The 19049-nt window shown below is 43.4% G+C and carries 12 protein-coding genes, 2 tRNA genes and 1 riboswitch; of the genes, 7 read left to right on the top strand and 7 right to left on the bottom strand.

What is annotated here, in order from left to right:
- From rsxC to rsxA, 3 genes are all read right to left on the bottom strand, one after another.
- A partial coding sequence (gene rsxC, locus ASV53_RS05905) for an electron transport complex subunit RsxC (protein WP_094956427.1) occupies window positions 1–2745 on the bottom strand: 2745 nt, incomplete at its 3' end.
- A gap of 2 nt (window positions 2746–2747) precedes the next feature.
- Complete coding sequence (gene rsxB / locus ASV53_RS05900; RefSeq protein WP_094956426.1) at window positions 2748–3326, bottom strand: electron transport complex subunit RsxB; 579 nt, start codon at window positions 3324–3326, stop codon at window positions 2748–2750.
- A 1-nt stretch (window position 3327) separates the two neighbouring features.
- On the bottom strand, window positions 3328–3909 hold the full coding sequence (gene rsxA / locus ASV53_RS05895) for an electron transport complex subunit RsxA (RefSeq protein WP_048901065.1): 582 nt from the start codon (window positions 3907–3909) through the stop codon (window positions 3328–3330).
- Window positions 3910–4340: 431 nt separating this feature from the next.
- On the opposite strand from rsxA, the gene dcuC reads away from it, so the two are divergent.
- The 3 genes from dcuC (at window position 4341) to ASV53_RS05880 (ending at window position 7596) form a co-directional block, all read left to right on the top strand.
- A complete protein-coding gene (dcuC, locus tag ASV53_RS05890; RefSeq protein ID WP_094956425.1) occupies window positions 4341–5720 on the top strand; it encodes a C4-dicarboxylate transporter DcuC in 1380 nt (459 codons plus the stop codon).
- 11 nt (window positions 5721–5731) lie between these two features.
- On the top strand, window positions 5732–6469 hold the full coding sequence (gene pepE, locus ASV53_RS05885) for a dipeptidase PepE (RefSeq protein ID WP_062690453.1): 738 nt from the start codon (window positions 5732–5734) through the stop codon (window positions 6467–6469).
- Window positions 6470–7146: 677 nt separating this feature from the next.
- Entirely contained in the window at window positions 7147–7596 is a 450-nt protein-coding gene (locus ASV53_RS05880; RefSeq protein WP_094956440.1) for an L-alanine exporter AlaE, read from the top strand.
- Between the two features lie 92 nt (window positions 7597–7688).
- On the opposite strand, the gene mscM is transcribed toward ASV53_RS05880, so the two are convergent.
- The gene (mscM, locus tag ASV53_RS05875; RefSeq protein WP_094956424.1) at window positions 7689–11003 is read right to left on the bottom strand and encodes a miniconductance mechanosensitive channel MscM; all 3315 of its coding nucleotides are present in this window, start codon (window positions 11001–11003) and stop codon (window positions 7689–7691) included.
- 231 nt (window positions 11004–11234) lie between these two features.
- Here mscM and ASV53_RS05870 point away from each other — a divergent pair.
- Both ASV53_RS05870 and ASV53_RS05865 read left to right on the top strand, forming a co-directional pair.
- A tRNA-Ser gene (locus ASV53_RS05870) sits at window positions 11235–11322 on the top strand.
- A gap of 24 nt (window positions 11323–11346) precedes the next feature.
- Window positions 11347–11436: transfer RNA gene (locus ASV53_RS05865), tRNA-Ser, on the top strand.
- Window positions 11437–11634: 198 nt separating this feature from the next.
- On the opposite strand, the gene ASV53_RS05860 is transcribed toward ASV53_RS05865, so the two are convergent.
- From ASV53_RS05860 to ASV53_RS05850, 3 genes are all read right to left on the bottom strand, one after another.
- Entirely contained in the window at window positions 11635–12366 is a 732-nt protein-coding gene (locus tag ASV53_RS05860; protein WP_062690737.1) for a LytR/AlgR family response regulator transcription factor, read from the bottom strand.
- Entirely contained in the window at window positions 12344–14038 is a 1695-nt protein-coding gene (locus ASV53_RS05855) for a LytS/YhcK type 5TM receptor domain-containing protein (protein WP_338091402.1), read from the bottom strand. The genes ASV53_RS05860 and ASV53_RS05855 overlap by 23 nt, the downstream gene beginning before the upstream one ends.
- 78 nt (window positions 14039–14116) lie before the next feature.
- Window positions 14117–15343 (bottom strand): L-lactate MFS transporter, encoded by a 1227-nt coding sequence (locus tag ASV53_RS05850; RefSeq protein WP_094956422.1) that lies wholly within the window; start codon window positions 15341–15343, stop codon window positions 14117–14119.
- 493 nt (window positions 15344–15836) lie between these two features.
- A riboswitch (cyclic di-GMP riboswitch) is annotated at window positions 15837–15926 on the top strand.
- A gap of 102 nt (window positions 15927–16028) precedes the next feature.
- Here ASV53_RS05850 and ASV53_RS05845 point away from each other — a divergent pair.
- Window positions 16029–17546, top strand: a complete 1518-nt coding sequence (locus ASV53_RS05845) for a lytic polysaccharide monooxygenase (protein ID WP_094956421.1) — start codon at window positions 16029–16031, stop codon at window positions 17544–17546.
- Between the two features lie 342 nt (window positions 17547–17888).
- Window positions 17889–19037: an L-threonine dehydrogenase gene (gene yiaY, locus ASV53_RS05840; protein WP_062690740.1), complete on the top strand. Its 1149-nt coding sequence runs from the start codon at window positions 17889–17891 to the stop codon at window positions 19035–19037.
- Window positions 19038–19049 lie beyond the last annotated feature (12 nt).

Genomic DNA, 19049 nt, shown 5'->3' with positions numbered 1-19049 from the left:
AGCTTTTTTCGGATCAACTGCAGGTTCAGTCTCAGTGACTTTTTCACTGCTATCTACCGTTTCAGGCTGGCTTTCAGCTTGCTCATTTGTTTGTTGAGCCGCTTTACGGGCTTTAGCACGGGCGACGGCCGCAGCAACAGCAGCTTTTTTCGGATCGGCCTCAGCTTGCTGACTTTCTACAGATTCAGTCTGAAATTCGTTTTGTTGTGCGGCTTTACGCGCTTTAGCACGGGCGACGGCAGCAGCAACAGCGGCTTTTTTCGGATCAACTGCAGGTTCAGTCTCAGTGACTTTTTCACTGCTATCTACCGTTTCAGGCTGGCTTTCAGCTTGCTCATTTGTTTGTTGAGCCGCTTTACGGGCTTTAGCACGGGCGACGGCCGCAGCAACAGCAGCTTTTTTCGGATCGGCCTCAGCTTGCTGACTTTCTACAGATTCAGTCTGAAATTCGTTTTGTTGTGCGGCTTTACGCGCTTTAGCACGGGCGACGGCAGCAGCAACAGCGGCTTTTTTCGGATCGGCCTCAGCTTGCTGGCTTTCTACAGATTCAGTCTGAGATTCGTTCTGTTGTGCGGCTTTACGCGCTTTAGCCCGGGCGACGGCAGCAGCAACAGCAGCTTTTTTCGGATCGGCCTCAGCTTGCTGACTTTCTACAGGTTCAGTCTGATATTCGTTCTGTTGGGCAGCTTTGTGTGCTTTGGCACGGGCTACGGCAGCAGCGACAGCGGCTTTTTTCGGATCGACTTCAGCTTGCTGATTTTCTGCAGATTCAGTCTGAGGTTCGTTCTGTTGCGCGGCTTTACGCGCTTTAGCACGGGCTACGGCAGCAGCAACAGCGGCTTTTTTCGGATCGGCCTCAGCTTGCTGACTTTCTACAGGTTCAGTCTGAGGTTCGTTCTGTTGAGCGGCTTTACGCGCTTTGGCACGAGCAATTGCAGCAGTAACGGCATCTTTCTTAGCATCGCCTGACACTTGTGCTTCTGGCGGTGTTTCAGTTGAGCCGCCGTTTTGTTCAGCTTGCAGCGCAGCTTTTCGTTCACGTGCTTGGCGCTTACGTTCTTCACGTAATTTCGCTATTTCAGTGTTATCAGGTACGTCATTACCAGCTTGCTGAGCGGCTGCTTGTTTCGCTTTAGCGCGTGCAATGGCTGCCGCGACTGCTGGTTTTTTATCATTTGTAGGTTCGGCAGAACTTGGTGCTGCTGATTCGGCTTGCTTGGCTTTTACCCGCGCAATAGCAGCAGCCACGGCATCATCACCGCCATTTGAAGACATTTCTTTACGACGATCATCAGCCGCTTTTTTAAAGCGATTTTCGCGCTCTGCTTTATCGCGTTCCATACGTGCTGTTTTGGCTTCAAAGCGTAAACGAGCGCGCTCGGCATTGGCGGCATCTTGCTGACGTTCGGTAATTTCGGCTTTTGCCTGACGGTAGTATTGCACCAAAGGTATTTCACTTGGGCAGACATACGCACAGGCACCACATTCGATACAATCGAATAAGTTGTATTCTTCGCACTTGTCATAATCTTGATCTTTGGCATACCACTGAAGTTGCTGTGGCAGTAAAGAGGAAGGGCAAGCTTCAGCACATGCACTACAACGAATACAGGCCATTTCGTGCGTATTTAAAGGCAGCTCTTTGCGCTTTGGTGCCAGTACGCAGTTGGTCATTTTGGTGATAGGTACATTCGGATGAGGCAGAGTAAAGCCCATTAATGAGCCGCCAATGATCACGCGAGGGTATTTCTTATCAGGTTGGTAGCTAAAACTGTCTAATAAGTAAGAAATAGGCGTGCCTAAGCGCGCAAAGACATTACCGCGTTGCTTGAATGCTTCACCGGTTAAGGTCACAACACGTTCAATTAATGGCTCACCATTGATGATTGCGCGTTTTACCGCAAACGCTGTTCCCACGTTTTGTACGATAACCCCGACGGAAGTCGAACGTGCTTGGCTTGGTACTTCACGGCCCGTCAGTACTTTTACGAGTTGTTTTGAGCTACCAGATGGATATTTGGTCGGAATAACACGGATCAGGATCTGATCATCTTCTGAAACATGTTGTTCTAAAATACGAATCGCATCGGGCTTGTTATCTTCAATCCCAATGATAGTTAACTTGGGTTTGACGATATGCTGAAGAATGCGAATGCCTTCGATGACTTCTTCAGCGTAATCTTGCATCAGACGGTCATCGGCTGTGATGTAAGGTTCACATTCGGCAGCGTTGATGATTAAAATATCAACGTTACCAATACCACCCTGGAGTTTACGGCTGGTTGGGAAACCTGCACCACCAAGGCCAGCAATACCGCTCAGGCGAATTTGCTCGATTAAATTAGAAGGTTCTTCAGTCGTGTAATCTGCAATGGACGTTTGTGTGCCCCATAGATCGTCACCATCACTGTCGATAACGATACATAAGTCGGATAAACCTGAAGGGTGAGCGATGGTACGTTCTTCAATCGCAGTAATAGTGCCAGATGTTGGTGCGTGAACAGGTACGCACATCGCAATGTCACCTTTAGTTAAAGGCTGGCCTTTTAGTACGCGATCGCCAACAGCAACAATGATGTCGCCTTTTGCGCCGATATGTTGTTTTAACGGCAGGACCAATTGTTGTGGCACACCTGCGTGTTGGATTGGCGCATTGCTTGAAATGGTTTTATTTTCTGGTGGGTGAATACCACCATGAAAGTCCCACAGCTGGCCTTGTTTGATTTGTTCGATAATTGACAGCATGGTTACTCTACCTTGTCGCTCGGTTCTGCAGGAAGGTTGACAACAGGGATCTGATTTAGATTCCACTTCCAGCTTTCTGGCGTTGTTTCGACTGGGATCATTTCAATACAGTCGGTAGGACAAGGTGCAACACACAAGTCACAGCCAGTACATTCATCTTTAATGACAGTGTGTAATGCTTTAGTGCCGCCAACAATGGCGTCGACAGGACATGCTTGGATACATTTGGTGCAGCCAATACACATATCTTCGTGAATAAAGGCGACTTTCTTGATTGACAGTTCTTCATCATGGGCGGCGTCTGGTACGTCTACACCCATAAGATCGGCCAGTTTTTCTATGGTCGCTTGGCCGCCAGGAGGACATTTGTTGATGTCATCACCATTGGCGATAGCCTCTGCATAAGGTCGACAACCGGGGTAGCCACATTGGCCACATTGTGTTTGCGGTAAGATCGCATCGACTTGCTCAACAATGGGATCAGCCTCGACTTTGAATCGAATAGAGGCAAAACCCAAAATCAAACCAAAAATAGCGGCAAGTACGGCGATTGCAATTACTGCAATTAAAATTCCGCTCATATTACAGTTTCACCAATCCAGTAAAGCCCATGAAAGCCAATGACATCAACCCTGCTGTGATCATTGCAATAGACGCACCTTTAAATGGCTCTGGTACGTCGGCAGCTGCGATTCGTTCACGCATCGACGCGAATAAAATCAGCACTAACGAGAAACCAACAGCAGCACCAAAACCGTAAATAACAGATTCAGTGAAATTGTGACGTTCATTAATGTTCAGTAAGGCGACACCTAATACGGCACAGTTGGTGGTGATCAGTGGCAAGAAAATACCCAATAAACGGTATAGGGTAGGGCTGGTTTTGTGCACGACCATTTCTGTGAATTGCACCACAACGGCAATCACAAGGATAAAGCTCAGCGTACGCAAGTATTGAATGCCAAGGGGAACCAAGATGTAGGTTTCAACCAAATACGCACACACAGACGCGAGCGTTAGCACGAAGGTCGTGGCTAAGCCCATACCAATGGCAGTTTCTAGTTTTTTAGATACACCCATGAAAGGGCATAAGCCTAAAAATTTGACCAGCACGAAGTTGTTAACCAGCACTGTGCCGACAAGTAATAGCAGGTATTCAGTCATACCGTCTTAATTATTTTTTGAAAGAGATCTGCATATTATCTGACTTTGGGCAAGCGATAACAACACCTCTCTTGCAGGGTTTTTCCAGAGTGGTGATTCTTTAATCATTAAATGGCTCTTTTGTGATTATTTATGACCGCCTTGTTATGGTGCTATTACGTGATAATCCACCATAAAGCACATTTATTCACATGGCAGAGAGGAGCATATTTCTGACAATCTTCATCATGTTGCGCACTTGTATATGTGAGATGTTGTCTAATGTAACTTGGCTGTATTTAAAATTTTGCGGTATGAGCAAAATTTAGTGATACATATAGCAATAAGTACTCTCTAGCAGTGTTTGGTGTTGTTTATGTGCCATGGGTCAAAATTTTACAGTGCGTTGTTAGGCAGTATTGCCGAGCAAATAATTGGAGAGTCTTGATTTTATGGAATATTTATTCACCCTTGCTATCGTCGGCCTTGTGGCGTATTCGATGCTTAAAAAGTTTAACCCACAAGCAACGCTGATCACGGCTGGCTTATTACTATTAGCTTTTGCACAAATTATGGATATAACTCCTGTGTTGGCTGATGGTAAAACGCAAGGTGCCTTGTTTTTTGATCTTTGGCAGCGCTTTACTGAAATTACCAACAGCCGTCTAGGCAAAGTTGGTTTAACACTGGTATCTATTGCGGGTGTGTCAACATACCTAAACCACATCGGGGCTTCTCAAGCCTTGGTTAAGTCGACATCACGCCCAGTAATGGCCGTTAAAAGCCCATATGTATTGCTTGCGTTAGTACTGGTTTTCGTTTCTATCATGTATGTGTTTATTACTGGGGCCACATCATTATCATTGCTATTGATGGGTACGTTATACCCAGTACTGCGTAATGCGGGTGTGAGTGCAAAAACGGCGGTTGCAACCATTGTTATCCCGACTGCGTGGGAGTATGGCCCTGGTCAAATCAATGCGGTTATTGGTGCCAATGCGATTAACGTTGAAATTATGGATTTCGTGGTTAACCACCAAACCGTCTTCCAATTGTTACTACTTGTTTCTATTCCGCTGGTAAACATCGCTTGGCAGCGTTACTGTGACAAACGTGAAGGATACGATCCGGCACAAGATCGCGGTAAATATTTACAAACATTAGAAAAGCAACATGATGACAATGATCAAGTACCGGGTTTCTACGCGTTACTGCCTGTATTGCCATTTGTGTTCTTGTTTGGTTTCTCAAGCATGGTGATGGAATCTATTACCATGACCATTCCTATCGCGATGATGTCGACTATTACGATCTGTATCGTGATTGAAGCGATCCGTTTCCGTTCTATTCAACGTGCATTCAATAACTTTGAAGCATGGTTGAAAGGTACAGGGATGATTTTTGCTAGTGTTTTAACCTTAATGATTGCAGCTGAATTCTTCTCTGCTGGTTTGAATAACATTGGTGCAATCACGGCACTTATCGATACTGCTAAGTCATTTGACTTAGGTCCTAGTGGTATCGTTGTTGTGTTCTCTGGCTTTATTTTGTTAACAGCATTTATTACCGGTTCAGGTAATGCGCCTGTAATGGCATTCATCCCAATTGTGCCGCAAATTGCGACAGACTTTGGTGTAAACCCGTTACTACCATTAGTGCCAATTCTATTTGCTGCTGGTATCGGTCGTACTATGTCTCCAGTCGCTGGTGTAATCATTACCGTTTCTGGTATGGCGAACATTACACCGATTGATGTAATTAAACGCACGTCAGTACCTATGATCAGCAGTATGCTGGTGGTACTTGTACTGGCTGTATTCAAATACTCGTAAGGATAAGAAAGATGGATATTTTAATGTTAAGCAACGGCAAAATTGCCGGAAATGACCATGTAATGGGTTTTGCGAGTGAAGCTATTATTGAGCAAGTGAAGCGTACTGGTGCCAAAAATTGGGTACTGATTCCGTATGCGGTGATTCGCTCAAGCCATGATGATCGCGTTGCTATGGTACAGCAAACGTTTGATGCACTTGGACTAGATTGTAAAGTAACAGGTCTTCATCAAGCGAAAGACCCTGTTGCTGCGTTAAAAGCAGCAGACGGTATTTTGGTTAGTGGTGGTAACACTTGGGTACTAAACAAAACATTACATGATTTAGGCTTAGTGGGCCCGATTCGTAGAGCGGTATTAGACCTAGGTGTGCCATACATTGGCTGGAGCGCAGGTACTAACATTGCTTGCCCTACGATTCGCACTACTAATGATATGCCGATTATTACAGGTGCTATTTTACCGTCACTGAACCTTGTGCCGTTCCAAATTAATCCACATTACTTGGAAGCGAAAGTTGAAGGCCATAACGGTGAAACCCGTGATGAGCGCATTCAAGAGTTCCTTGAAGTGAATAAGCATGAGCCTGTGATTGGTATTCCTGAAGGAACATGGCTACACCTGCGCGATGGTGAGTTAAGCTACCACAGTGCCAACGGTAAAGATTTGAAGCTATTTAGCTATGGTAATGAGCCAGTTTATTACACTGAAGGTCAAGACATTCAGTTCTTAATGGATCATAGCTGTTAATTACAAGGTATAAGCAATTTATAGGCAGGCTATTAAGCCTGCCTTTTTTGTGCCTGATAATTGGAAAAGAACCGCGCTTGATGGACCGAGTCCATTTGAGTATGAGAAGACGATTCAGAAAACACTGGGTATTTCATAGATAAAAAGCACCATTGCTAAAGATGGGAAAACTACCATACCAGACGGTAATTCCATGAGAACAGGTAAAAAACACTGTTTTGATGTTCATATGAAAGGGGTGCTGCCTAGAAATAGAAAGTGTGATCTGGGTTTAAGTTGTCATTATTATTAAATTTCATCATCTTATGTACAAAAAGTAATGTTTCATTAGTGTTAAATTGAATAAAACTATCATTTGTCTTAATTAATTATTAAACCCATTAAAAATGGTGGTCAACCTGATCAAAAATGGTGTTGTTTGCTGACTTAACTATAAGAAATGAGCGTTTGGATTATAGTGTGGCACGTGAGTGTTGTGTTCTTGGCGTTTTCTGCCAAAAAAATTTATAAAGTCAGCAGTAAATACAGTTTTTAATTTCAACTTCAGTACCATATTTCGCCTAAAAGCTGTTCAAATACGCAAATAAACTGCCTTGTTTTATATATCTGGTTTATCTAACCATTATCATTAATTTATCTGGTTTTTATCACTGCATGGTGCAGTTATGAGAGGGCGTGTGTCAGTTAAAAATTCATTCAATATCCGAAATGCAGCAGCCGATACATTCGCAATGGTTATTTTTAGCTTTATTGCAGGCATGCTAATTGAAGTGTTTATTTCTGGTATGACGCTAGAGCAGTCGCTTGCGTCACGTACTTTGTCTATCCCGATTAATATTGCGATTGCATGGCCTTATGGCGTATTTCGCGATGCAATGCTGCGTGCAGGTAAGCGCTTATCAACATCAGGTTGGATGCGTAGTGTGGCTGATATGTTGGCTTACGTACTATTCCAGTCACCGGTGTACGCAATGATATTGCTAGTGGTTGGTGCGGATACAGACCAAATCATGAAAGCAGTGGCAAGTAACGCGGTTGTCTCTGGTGCACTTGGCGTGGTTTACGGCCACTTTTTAGATGCTTGCCGTAAGATGTTTAAAGTTCCGGGTTATTACCAAGCGCATTAATAAGGTTGTAGCCTGAAGGCAGAAAATCGATTGTAAAAAAGGTGCCAATTGGCACCTTTTTTGATCCTGCTGATTAGCATTTATTGCCGCGTTTATGTCTTTGCGAACCGTCGACGGGCAAATGGATGTGATTTTTGATTTTTGATGGCGACTTCCAGTTGTGGATGAGCGATATCAATATTGTGTTGGATGAATTTCTGTTTGATACGACAGTGTAAGTCATGAGTCAGACTCAGACGGTGGCCCGTTTCTGCCGCATAGGCACGTACTTCAAAGTTTTGACAATCTGCAGATAGACCAAGGAAGAAGACTTCAGGTGCTGGGTTATCAATAACAAGTTCACATTCATGGGCAGCATCAAACAGTAGTTGAGTGACTAGTTCGCTATCAGCCATGTATTTGACGTTAATTGTAAGCGTCACACGAGTAATGGCATCAGATAGCGACCAGTTTACAAACTGTTCAGTCACAAACGCTTTATTCGGCACAATCACTTCTTTGCGATCCCAATCCACAATGGTGGTTGCGCGAGTTTGTATTTTAGCGATAACACCAGTGAGGTCGCGAATTGTCACGGTATCACCAATACGGATTGGTCGTTCAAACAAGATGATAATACCCGAGATAAAGTTGGCGAATATCTCTTGTAAGCCAAAACCAAGCCCGACACCTAAAGCTGCCACAAGCCATTGCATCTTTGACCAATCAAATCCGATTAAGCCTGAACCGACAATAATGCCGACAAAAATAGTAATGTAACGTGTTAGTGATGTTAGCGCGTAACCAGTACCTGGGCTGAGCTCTACATGCTGAAGGATTAATAACTCCATAGCCGCTGGTAAATCTCGTGCAAATACGGCGGTTAGACCAAAGGCCAATAAGGCGAGGAAGGCACTTTTGACGGTTATAGCGCTGAGTTCGTCAATGCCATTGATGGTATTAGTCACATCCCATAGGGTCACGTCTTCTAATAGTGTCGTGGCTTGATAAAGGTCAGCCCATAGCACGGCCAGTATTGAGAGAAAAATGAGGAAGAGTAACGATCGCAATAAACGCAGTGATTGAGCACTGATTTTATCGAGATCAATTTCAGGCTCTTCTATTTCAATTTGCATTTCACTGCTGGTATGAAACTCTTCGCGCTCTTCATTCATTTCCGCTAAGCGTTGCGCCAGAATTTCTTGGCGTTTGGTTTTCGCTCGTTCAAATGCTAGTCGACGCTTTTGGATCAGCATCAAGCGTTTAGTTAAGAAGTAAATCAGTAAGGTGACGACGCCAATAAATGCAGATACTTCCAGTTTCGCCATCACAGATTGCGCTGAGCTTAAATAGCCCAGTAACGCGGTGTAGTTGAGTCCTTGAGGAATGAGAATAAAAATCCCAAAGAACAAATGATGTCGCAGGTGGGCTTTCCCTTCAGGTACTTCACCATAAGTCATCGGCATTTTGTCGCGCCATAACTTATAAAGGAAATAGCTGACAGCAAGGTTACTAATGATAAAAGCCAGACGCCCGATGGTTGCTCGCACATCAACATCACTATAAAGCAAAGTGAATTCTTGGATTACCATCATGGGAAAGTAAACCCACATCAAGGTGCGGTAATGAGAAAATGCATTTTTAACGACTTTCTCATCCCAGCTGAAGTGGCTAATGAACAAGCCGTTGTCACGTACTAATTCACGAATGAAGCAAAAGACGACTAAAGATAGAGGCAGGCTGAGAGCCTGACCAAGATGATGGAAAAATGGGTATTGCCATGCTTCACTGAGTAAATTACCCAGTAAAATCACACACAGTGGAATCGGCCACGCGAGGACAAAAGCAATAAGGACATTAATGTAACTAAAGCGGAATTTGTCGAGGGTGACTTTGCCAATTTGTTTCTCGATACGCTCTAATCGCACCTTCCAACGTTTACGGCTCCAGCGGCTTACAATGAGTAGTAAACCGATAAAGGTTGCAGTGAAAATGAAACTAGGCAGAGTGAGGGCTGTTGGAAGCTTAACAATATTGACCCACTGAAATGGAGAAAAGAACCAGCGGATTTTTTCGACGGTATCTACAATTAAATTCCAGCTCAGACTATTGGTATCAGGGGCCCAAAATAGTTCTTTTTGTGATTCAGAGGCTAACTCAGTCAATGCATTGTTGAGTTTGTCATAGGCAACTTTTAGCGTAGCTTCTTGGTAAATGATCTTGTCAGAGCTATTAACGACTTGTTTAAGTAAATCGATATTGGCCTCGATAAGTTCTTTCTCTGTACTTTGCTGATCGGGTGTTAAATTCTTTGATGCTGGGAGCTTTGCTTGGGCTATTAAGCGATCAAGTTGTTGTTGATATTCGTACTTCTTTATTTGGTGTTGTGCAATTTGCTGGTCTAGCACTTCAATCGGGGGATTGGCAGGGAGCTCTTTAATGCGAGTGCGCAGCGTTTCACTAAATGCAGGGCTTAAACGTAGCCATTCCGACACGCGCTCTAGTTCTTCCGTAGCACGACTAACTTGGGCCAAGTGCGCCGTGGTTTGTTGCTGTAACTGCTGAACTTGCTCTGTTTGAGTCGTCATTGCCGTTAGGGCGTTAGATATTTGCTTATTGGTTAGCACTAATCGACGGATTTCCGTCGGCTGATTCATCAGTTCGCTCTGTAATTCATCGCTTTGTTCTGCAGCTTCATCGACAGAGGCGCGCTCAACACGATTAAGCATATTTTGCAGGTTGTTGCGGTATGCTTGGCTGGCTTCAATGTCTAAATTGATACGTTGAATGCTTAATTTTGCTAATTGACGACGGTTACCCGCACTGAGTTGTTCAGCTTCAAGCATGTAAACTTGGCTAATGTAATATTGGTTTGCAATATCGAGTACTAGCAGCTTATCTGCGTTGTTACTGGTATTAGTTTCTACACGAATTTTATTTTCAGTTGCTTTGATTTTTGTGCGAAGCTGCTCTGTTTGAATAGAGAAGAGATCAATACCTTGCTCTATATCTGAAAATATATTTTTCTGGGTTTTCCGAGTTTGTTCTAGCTGTTGTAGTTTTTGATCTCGGGTCGCCATTTCTAGCGTGAGTTGATCGGCATTCCAGTCGGTAAAATCCGGAAACTCAGTGACAGAGAATATACTGATCTGTTCTTTTAGTTCATCAGAGAGGCGAGGATAGTCTGCCATCAATTGCTGATAATCTTTGGTTTGGCGATTAAAGTCTTTTATTTGCTCTAGTTGGCGTTGCGCTTTTTGGAAAGTATCTAAAATCTTTAATGTGTCTGGTGTCTTGGGCTCTTGTTCGAGTTGCTCAATCTTTTGAGTCAATATCTCTTGTGTATTGGTTAGCTCATCAGCATGGCAAGATAACACTGAAAAACAAAACAGCATCGTTGAAATCAGCAGATGCTTAAAGATCGCCATACAGTTTCCTTTTGTAGCGCAAACGTCAGTGCTAGCGCAAGTTTGTGTAAATAAGGTAGTTTTACGTAATTCTAAATTGTAGCAATGAATAAATACAAGCGATTGCCGTAAGATGCGACAATTTGATCTAATACTGGTCATGCAGTGATTTGATTCACAAAAATGCTTGACCATAGACGGCCAACTGATTACATTAGCGACCGTCGTAACGCAGAGCGTTTCCGACAATGTGGTGAGGTGTCCGAGTGGCTGAAGGAGCACGCCTGGAAAGCGTGTATACGGCAACGTATCGAGGGTTCGAATCCCTCCCTCACCGCCATCATCTTTTAAGATGATATAATTCGGAGAGATGGCTGAGTGGTCGAAAGCACCGGTCTTGAAAACCGGCGGCGGTTTATCCCGTCCTAGGGTTCAAATCCCTATCTCTCCGCCACATTTAAGAAAACCGCTGAACATTCAGCGGTTTTTTTTCGTCTAAATTTTATGATGATGAGATAGGATTTGTGCCAAATTCGCTAGGCCCAAAGCGCTCCGCCACATTAAGAGAAAGCTCAGCACAAAAATGCTGGGCTTTTTCGTATGCGTTGAAAGTTGAGAAAGGCGTTGTTATCTCAGTGTTATTCATCAACCGTTATAACTTCATTTTGGTTCTAAACAGTTTAATATTATTTCGGCTGACGGGAATGTCAGTACTACTGTGCTGCACATTAACGACATAGGTGCTGTTCATTCCTGGAGTAATTTGCGTAATTTTGTTTAGATTTATGCAGTAAGAACGGTGACAACGGAAAAAAGCCTGTTCAGGTAATCGCACCATCAGCTCACTGATGGTGTAGGGGGCGATATACTGGCTGTCTTGTGTATAGACTTCAGTGATTTTTTCTTTTGCGACTGCGTAATGAATATCTTTAATCTCAATGATGCAAATACGGTTCTGTTGTTGAAGCGGCAGCGTTGATGTTGGCGTATTTGCCAGAATGGATTCAGATTGGTTGTGAACCACTGACTGTTGCTCAAGCTTTTCGAGTACGCGCTGGACACGCTCAACGTTAAGTGGCTTTAATAAATAATCAATGGCTTCTATGTCAAAGGCATCCAAAGCATGCTCTTTATACGCGGTGGTAAATACCATCTTTGGGGCGCTTTGCGTATTGTGCAGGTTTTTAGCCAGCATCATACCGTCAATAGAAGGTACATTAATGTCAAGGAACAGCACATCAACAGTATGGCCTTGCAGGTACTTAAACGCATTTAAGCCATCATCAAAGACTGCCACGACATCGATATTACTGTATTGAGATATAAGGTATTTTAGCTCTTCTTGAGCTAAATACTCATCCTCAACAATTACCGCTTTCAACATATACTGCCTCTGTTTGACGATCCAAAACCTTAAAAGAAACTTCAACCCCATCTTTTAAATTATGGATGTCGAGCCCATGACCATAAATGAGCTTGACGCGTTGATGCACATTGATTAAACCAATCTTGTTCTTTTCCATAGCGCCACTATGAAGTTTATCAATAACAGTTTGTGGGATCCCTGCGCCAGTATCTTTAACGCTGATCAAAACATGATCGCTTTGCTGCTTAACTTTTATAAAGACATGCCCAGGGCGACTGAAAGGTTGGATACCATGTTGAATAGCATTTTCAACCAAAGGCTGGATAAGCAAGCAAGGGATCTGAATATGAACAGGATCAATATCAAAATCAACCGTGAGCTTGTTACCAAAACGCGCTAATTCAATTGCCGTATAATCTCGAACTTGCTGCAATTCTGAATGCACATCAATAAAGTCTTCGTCTCGCTCCAAGTTATAACGCAGGAAGTCGGCTAAATTGGCGATCAATGAACGTGCCTTATCGGGCTGAATCCGAATTAAGGTCGAGATAGCATTCAGTGCATTAAATAAGAAGTGTGGATTAATCTTACTTTGTAATGCAGAGAATTCAGCTTTCTGTAGCATTGTTCTGGTTTGCTCTGCACTTGATGCTTCTATTTGGGTCGATATCAGTACGGATAACCCCTGCGCCATTTCGATCAGCGGCTGTGATATTTGGTTTTTTTTGCGAAAACATATTTTCAGCGTGCCTGTAATATGATCGCCCTCTTGAAGCGGGATAATCAATGCGGAGCGGTAATCCTCGTACTCATAATTATTAGCAACAACAGAGGTCTTTTGGGCTAATACTTTTTTAACCAATGGACCACAGGCGGTTTGGTGGTCGTTATAATGGCCGAGCGTTACGCTATTTGCATAGGCAGAGATGAATTCACGGTCAGTGATAAAGACGGCATCGGCTTGAGTTTCTCGGCGAATAATGTCACAGATCTGGGCCAAACTATCAGAATGATTTTTCTTAAATAAAGGCAACGTTTGGTTAGCGATATCTAACGATCGTTTTGCTTGTTGCGCGGCAAAGCGGTCACGTTCGTTGTGAACATCTTGAATTCGCTTAATGATTAAACCGATGCTTGCAGAACCTAGCACCATAGGTAAACCAATATTTTGGACAATACTGGCAGCCAAATTTTTGTCATCGGCCAGCAGATATATCAATGCCATGGTTAATACTTCACAAAACATCCCAGCCGCAATACCCCAGCAGATGTAATGTTTTTTATTACCAAAATGGTATATCAAGGTGCCACAGATCCCAGCGAAGGTACTGGTAATTAAGCAAGGTATGGATGTTGGACCATCAATGTCGATTAGAAAGCGGTGAATACCTGAAATTATCCCTGCGGGTAAACCGACCCAAGGACCAAAGATAATACCGCCTGAAATGATTGAGATAATACGGACATTGACCAAAGAGCCTTCTACATTCACTCCGGTATAGGTACTGAAAATCGCGAAAAAGATGAATAAAAGAGAGACAAAGATGAGTTCAGTCGGCTTCCGCTCTGATTCATCTTTATGCATGATGTCTTTGAATACGCGTGCTTGTGTTAATAAGAACAATGCTGACAGCATGAATGCCGCGCGTTCCAACACATTGAATAACATCTGTAAATGTTCAAGGAACAAGCGAGATACTCCCTTTAACGGAAAAAGCCCTTAGAGTGAACATAAGGGCTTGATAGCAAAATTAATAATCAGTTGTGGTTAACACATCACAGGCTGAAGAGGTTGTGTCTTGTTCGGTAATTTAACGGTGAGTGAGAACACGATAGAAATAACCACCAGTGCAAGCATCACAGAGAAGGTTGCAGTAAAGCCACCAAAGAAAGCCGCAATGACTGAGCCGAAAAAGCTACCAATACCAAAGCCTAAATAAATGAAACCATAATTTTTGGTTAGGTTATTTAAGCCAAAAAAGTCACTAACCAAAGATGGGTACACAGTAATTGTGCCACCAAAACTAAAGGCAATGCAGGCAATCGCCAAGTAAAAACTTGATTGCTCTAGTGCGACTAAACGTAAGCACACAACACCGACCAAGCAAATAACCAGCGCAATGCTGATAACACGAATACGCGCTATTTTATCTGACAACACGCCAAGAACCAAACGACCAGACAGGTTACACACTGCGATAATAGCAACAGAAGTTGCAGCGGCTGCTGAATTAAGGTGAACAAAGTTTTCGCCAATGTCTTTTGCTACGCCAATAACGTAAAGACCAGACATACAAACCGTTAAGAAGATAAGAGACAGAATCCAAAATTGTGGTGTTCTGAATGCCTCTGCAAGCGTGAAGTCTTCTGAGATTGGCGCTGCCATCTTGGTTTGCGCTTCAGTTTGACTTGCTTCTTGATGGATCGGCGCGTCACGCATCATCATACCGCCAACGACCACACAGCACATTGCAATGATGCCCCACACGCTAAATGTCATTTCGACACCTGAATGGGTTAAGAAGTACATGTTGATGTATTTGAAGCCTAAGCTACCTAAACCATAAGCGCCGATAGCACATGCAGATGCAACACCTTTACGTTCAGGGAAAAACTTCACGCAGTTTGATAGCGTCATCAAATAACCCGTACCATCGGCAAATCCGACTAAGAACCCCGCGACTACATACAACACGATTAGGTTCGGCGCATAGGAAGTAATGATTAGGCTAAGCCCCAGCATAATACCCGCACTGATAGTCACTTTACGTACCCCGAAACGCTCTTGCAGCTTACCTGATAGTGATGAAGCGACGGCTAAAGACAGGCTTAAAATACCAAATGAAAAAGCTACTTGGCTGACGGGGGTATCCAGTTTGCTCGCAAGAGGCGCATTAAAAAGGCTCCATGTATAGACAGAGCCAAGTGCAAATTGGGTAATAATAGTGCCCAACAGCGTCCACAGACGGCTAGGTTGCTTGGTTGATGATTGCATGCCGCATTCTCCAAAATCGTTCATAGTCAAAATCGCGTTGGATGTAGTAATACGCCTAACCGTCGATGACGCCAATAGCTTGTCAAAACTATAAAATGAGCGGCAGTGTATGGGCATGAACGGCACTATTTAGGCATGAGTGGCAGTATTAAGCGCAGGGTAAACGTTAGGTTTATAAAGAAAGAGAATGTAAATGTTATCGTTCTCTGTGTGAAAGATGCTCGACTATTTATGCGTGTAAATATTTAAAGACTTTATTGAGCGTTGAACTGCCGAAGGTGAAAAATGACAGTACAAGGTGCTGCCATTGGCTGTCAATATTCATAGAGATTAACGCGGTTTTCATCATTCTGATTTTAATGAATTAATCCTGTATGAACATCATACTTACTGTAGCGACGAAGTGCTTTCACACATGGTATTTTGAGATAAGCATTCCACATCTAGCACGTCATTTTTGCCTTATTTTCCATACTGAATTTTCATAGGAGGAGTCAGCTAAAGGCAAAAGCTCTGAAAGGGGCTGGCGCAAAACTTCCGGCCTACGGTTTTATTGTAAAGCTAGGGTAGCGGGGTTATCTGAATTTGGATGATTCTGCTGTTTTACGTGTAACGTATATACGGCACGATCCCATCCGGTAATTAGCTGGCTTCCTTTTATAATAATGAATACGGAAGCTATTACATGAAAAGTCAGTTTTCTTTCTCTATAGGCGTAGCTACTGCTGCTATTGCGGTTATCCCGTCTTTAGCACAGGCGCATGGCTATGCGACATATCCCAAAGCTCGTCAGGTTATTTGTAGTGAACAAGGTGGGCACTGGGGATCACAAGATGGCTCGACCATAGCCAATGAAGCATGTCGCGCTGCGTTTCAAGAATCAGGTACATACCCTTTTGTACAAATAAACGAGTTTGCAACACTGGTATCTGATTACAACAATATGGATGCTGTAAAAGCCGGCGTTAAAGATGGTTTAATCTGCTCTGGTGGTGATGCTAAAAAAAGTGGAATGAGTGCACCTTCGATGCAGTGGCAACGTACACCGATGAAAGCGGGTGAGACGTTTACGCTTAAGTACTTAGCAACAGCACCGCATAACCCAAGTCATTGGCAAATTTACCTCACTAATACTAATTATAATGCGGCGCATAGCCGCTTGGCTTGGGATGATCTTGAGCTAGTCCAAGAGTTTGGCAATATCGAAAAAGTGAACATTGATGGAACCAACTATTATCAAATGGATGTCACTTTACCAGCAGGCCGAAGTGGGGATGCAACACTAGTGACACGATGGCAGCGCGATGATCCTGCGGGCGAAGGTTTCTATAATTGTAGTGACATTAAATTTGACGGGGATGCGCCTACGCCAACGTGGTCAAGTAAAGGCATGTACGTAAAACCTGGTGTTGTCGCTAATGCTGGTGACGCCGTATGGTTCCGTATTTTCTCAGAACAAGGTAATGAAGTCGTATTTGAGAAATTACCTATCACGGGTGCTAACGCAGACTTGAACGTGTGGTCGTACGAATTAGCTCAGCAGATCAATACTAAATATCCAACCCTTGCTCAAATTGGCGTTAAGAATGCCAATGATGAAATCGTCTATGAACCTTCTGATTTGCACCTAAACCAAGTGTACGTGACCAACAGCAATTATAACTATGCTTTAGATGTACGTGAGGGCGGTATTTTGCCTCCACCACCAATTTCGGTCGAAGGTTTGTCTGCTGAATATCAGCTAGATACAAACAACACCGTGGATATTTCTGCTGTGGTACGTTCGGAAGGGGATTACAGCATCTCAATGCAGCTGTTGAACCAAAGCAACCAAGAGGTTGGAAAAGCAGAAGGGCAGCTTAGTAGCGGCCAAGCACCAACTTTGAGCCTGACTATTCCTGTTACAGCAGACGGTACTTTCCAGCTAAAAATCACAGCAACAGATACCAAAGGTACAGTTCAAACTGTTGAAGAGCGCACTGTGACGGTTAAACCAGCATCATCTGGTGGTGACTACGATTACGAGTATCCATCGAGTATTGGTAGTTACGATGCAGGAACTAAGGTACTCGCTAAAGATGGCAATATTTATGAATGTAAGCCATTCCCCGCCAGTGGCTGGTGTCGTATTTATGCGCCTTCAGCTAATCACTATGAACCTGGTGTTGGTTCACATTGGAGTGATGCGTGGATTAAACGCTGATCGCTAATCAGTAACTTTTCTTTCTAACTTAACCCCCATTGGATAGCGATATTCGTGGGGGTTAATGTGTCAGGTGTAACCCTTACTGTTTCGCCTGGGAATAGCTATGTTTTTCCATGTGGATTATAACTGTCTGATTTGTAGTTGTTTATAGTGATATCGGTCATGTTGTTCGTCTATTTTGGATACTTAAGATTGATAGTTTGCTCAAGATCAATTTCTTATTGATAGGTGAGGTGTTACATAAAGGCGGAGAGCAAAGCGAGATACTTTTTACATCTAGTGGTTTATCTGTAGATCGGCGTTTAGCGTAAAAAGTATTCGTAATTATGGAGAATTATAATGAGCAGTGCATTTTTTATCCCAGCAGTAAACTTGATGGGTGCAGGTTGTTTAACTCAGGCTGTTGATACCATTCAAGCACACGGCTTTAAAAAAGCGCTTATCGTAACTGATAAAGTTTTAAACCAAATTGGTGTAGTTAAACAAGTCGCAGATTTGCTTACAGCACGCGACGTTGAGTCTGTTGTATTTGATGGCACTCAGCCAAACCCTACAACTGGTAATGTTGAAGCGGGCCTTAAGCTACTTAAAGATAACGAGTGTGATTTTGTAATCTCATTGGGTGGTGGTTCACCTCACGATTGTGCTAAAGGTATTGCGCTTGTTGCTTCTAACGGTGGCAAAATTGGTGATTACGAAGGTGTTGACCAATCTGCAAAACCTCAAATGTCGCTAGTTGCTATCAATACAACGGCTGGTACTGCATCTGAAATGACACGCTTCTGCATCATTACAGATGAAGAACGTCATATTAAAATGGCGATTGTTGATAAAAACACAACACCACTACTATCAGTAAATGATCCAGAACTAATGCTTGCTAAACCAGCTTCACTAACAGCTGCAACGGGTATGGATGCACTTACTCACGCGATTGAAGCGTATGTTTCAACTGCGGCAACACCAATCACTGATGCAGTAGCAATTAAAGCAATTGAATTAATTCAAGCGCACCTTCGCACCGCGGTTAATGAAGGTCAGAACATCGAAGCGCGTGAGCAAATGGCTTATGCTCAATTCATGGCTGGTATGGCATTCAACAATGCGTCACTGGGTTACGTACACGCAATGGCGCACCAACTAGGTGGCTTCTACGATCTACCACACGGTGTTTGTAATGCAGTACTGCTTCCTCACGTACAACGTTATAACGCAAAAGTATGTCCAGAACGTCTTTCTGATGTAGCAAAAGCGATGGGCGTTAATGTTGAAGGCATGACTGCAGAGCAAGGTGCTAATGCAGCATTAGAAGCTATTCAAGTGCTATCTAAAGATGTAGGTATCCCTGCTGGTTTAACTGAGCTTGGTGCTAAAGCTGAAGATATCTCAATTCTTGCGGATAACGCATTAAAAGATGCTTGTGGTTTTACTAACCCTAAACAAGCAACACACGAAGAAATCTCAGCGATCTTTACTGCGGCGCTTTAATCTATATTAAAA

Source organism: Photobacterium sanguinicancri (assembly GCF_002265265.1).
In the GTDB taxonomy this organism is placed as follows: Bacteria; Pseudomonadota; Gammaproteobacteria; order Enterobacterales; family Vibrionaceae; genus Photobacterium; species Photobacterium sanguinicancri.
This window is presented reverse-complemented; position numbering and strand designations above follow the sequence as displayed.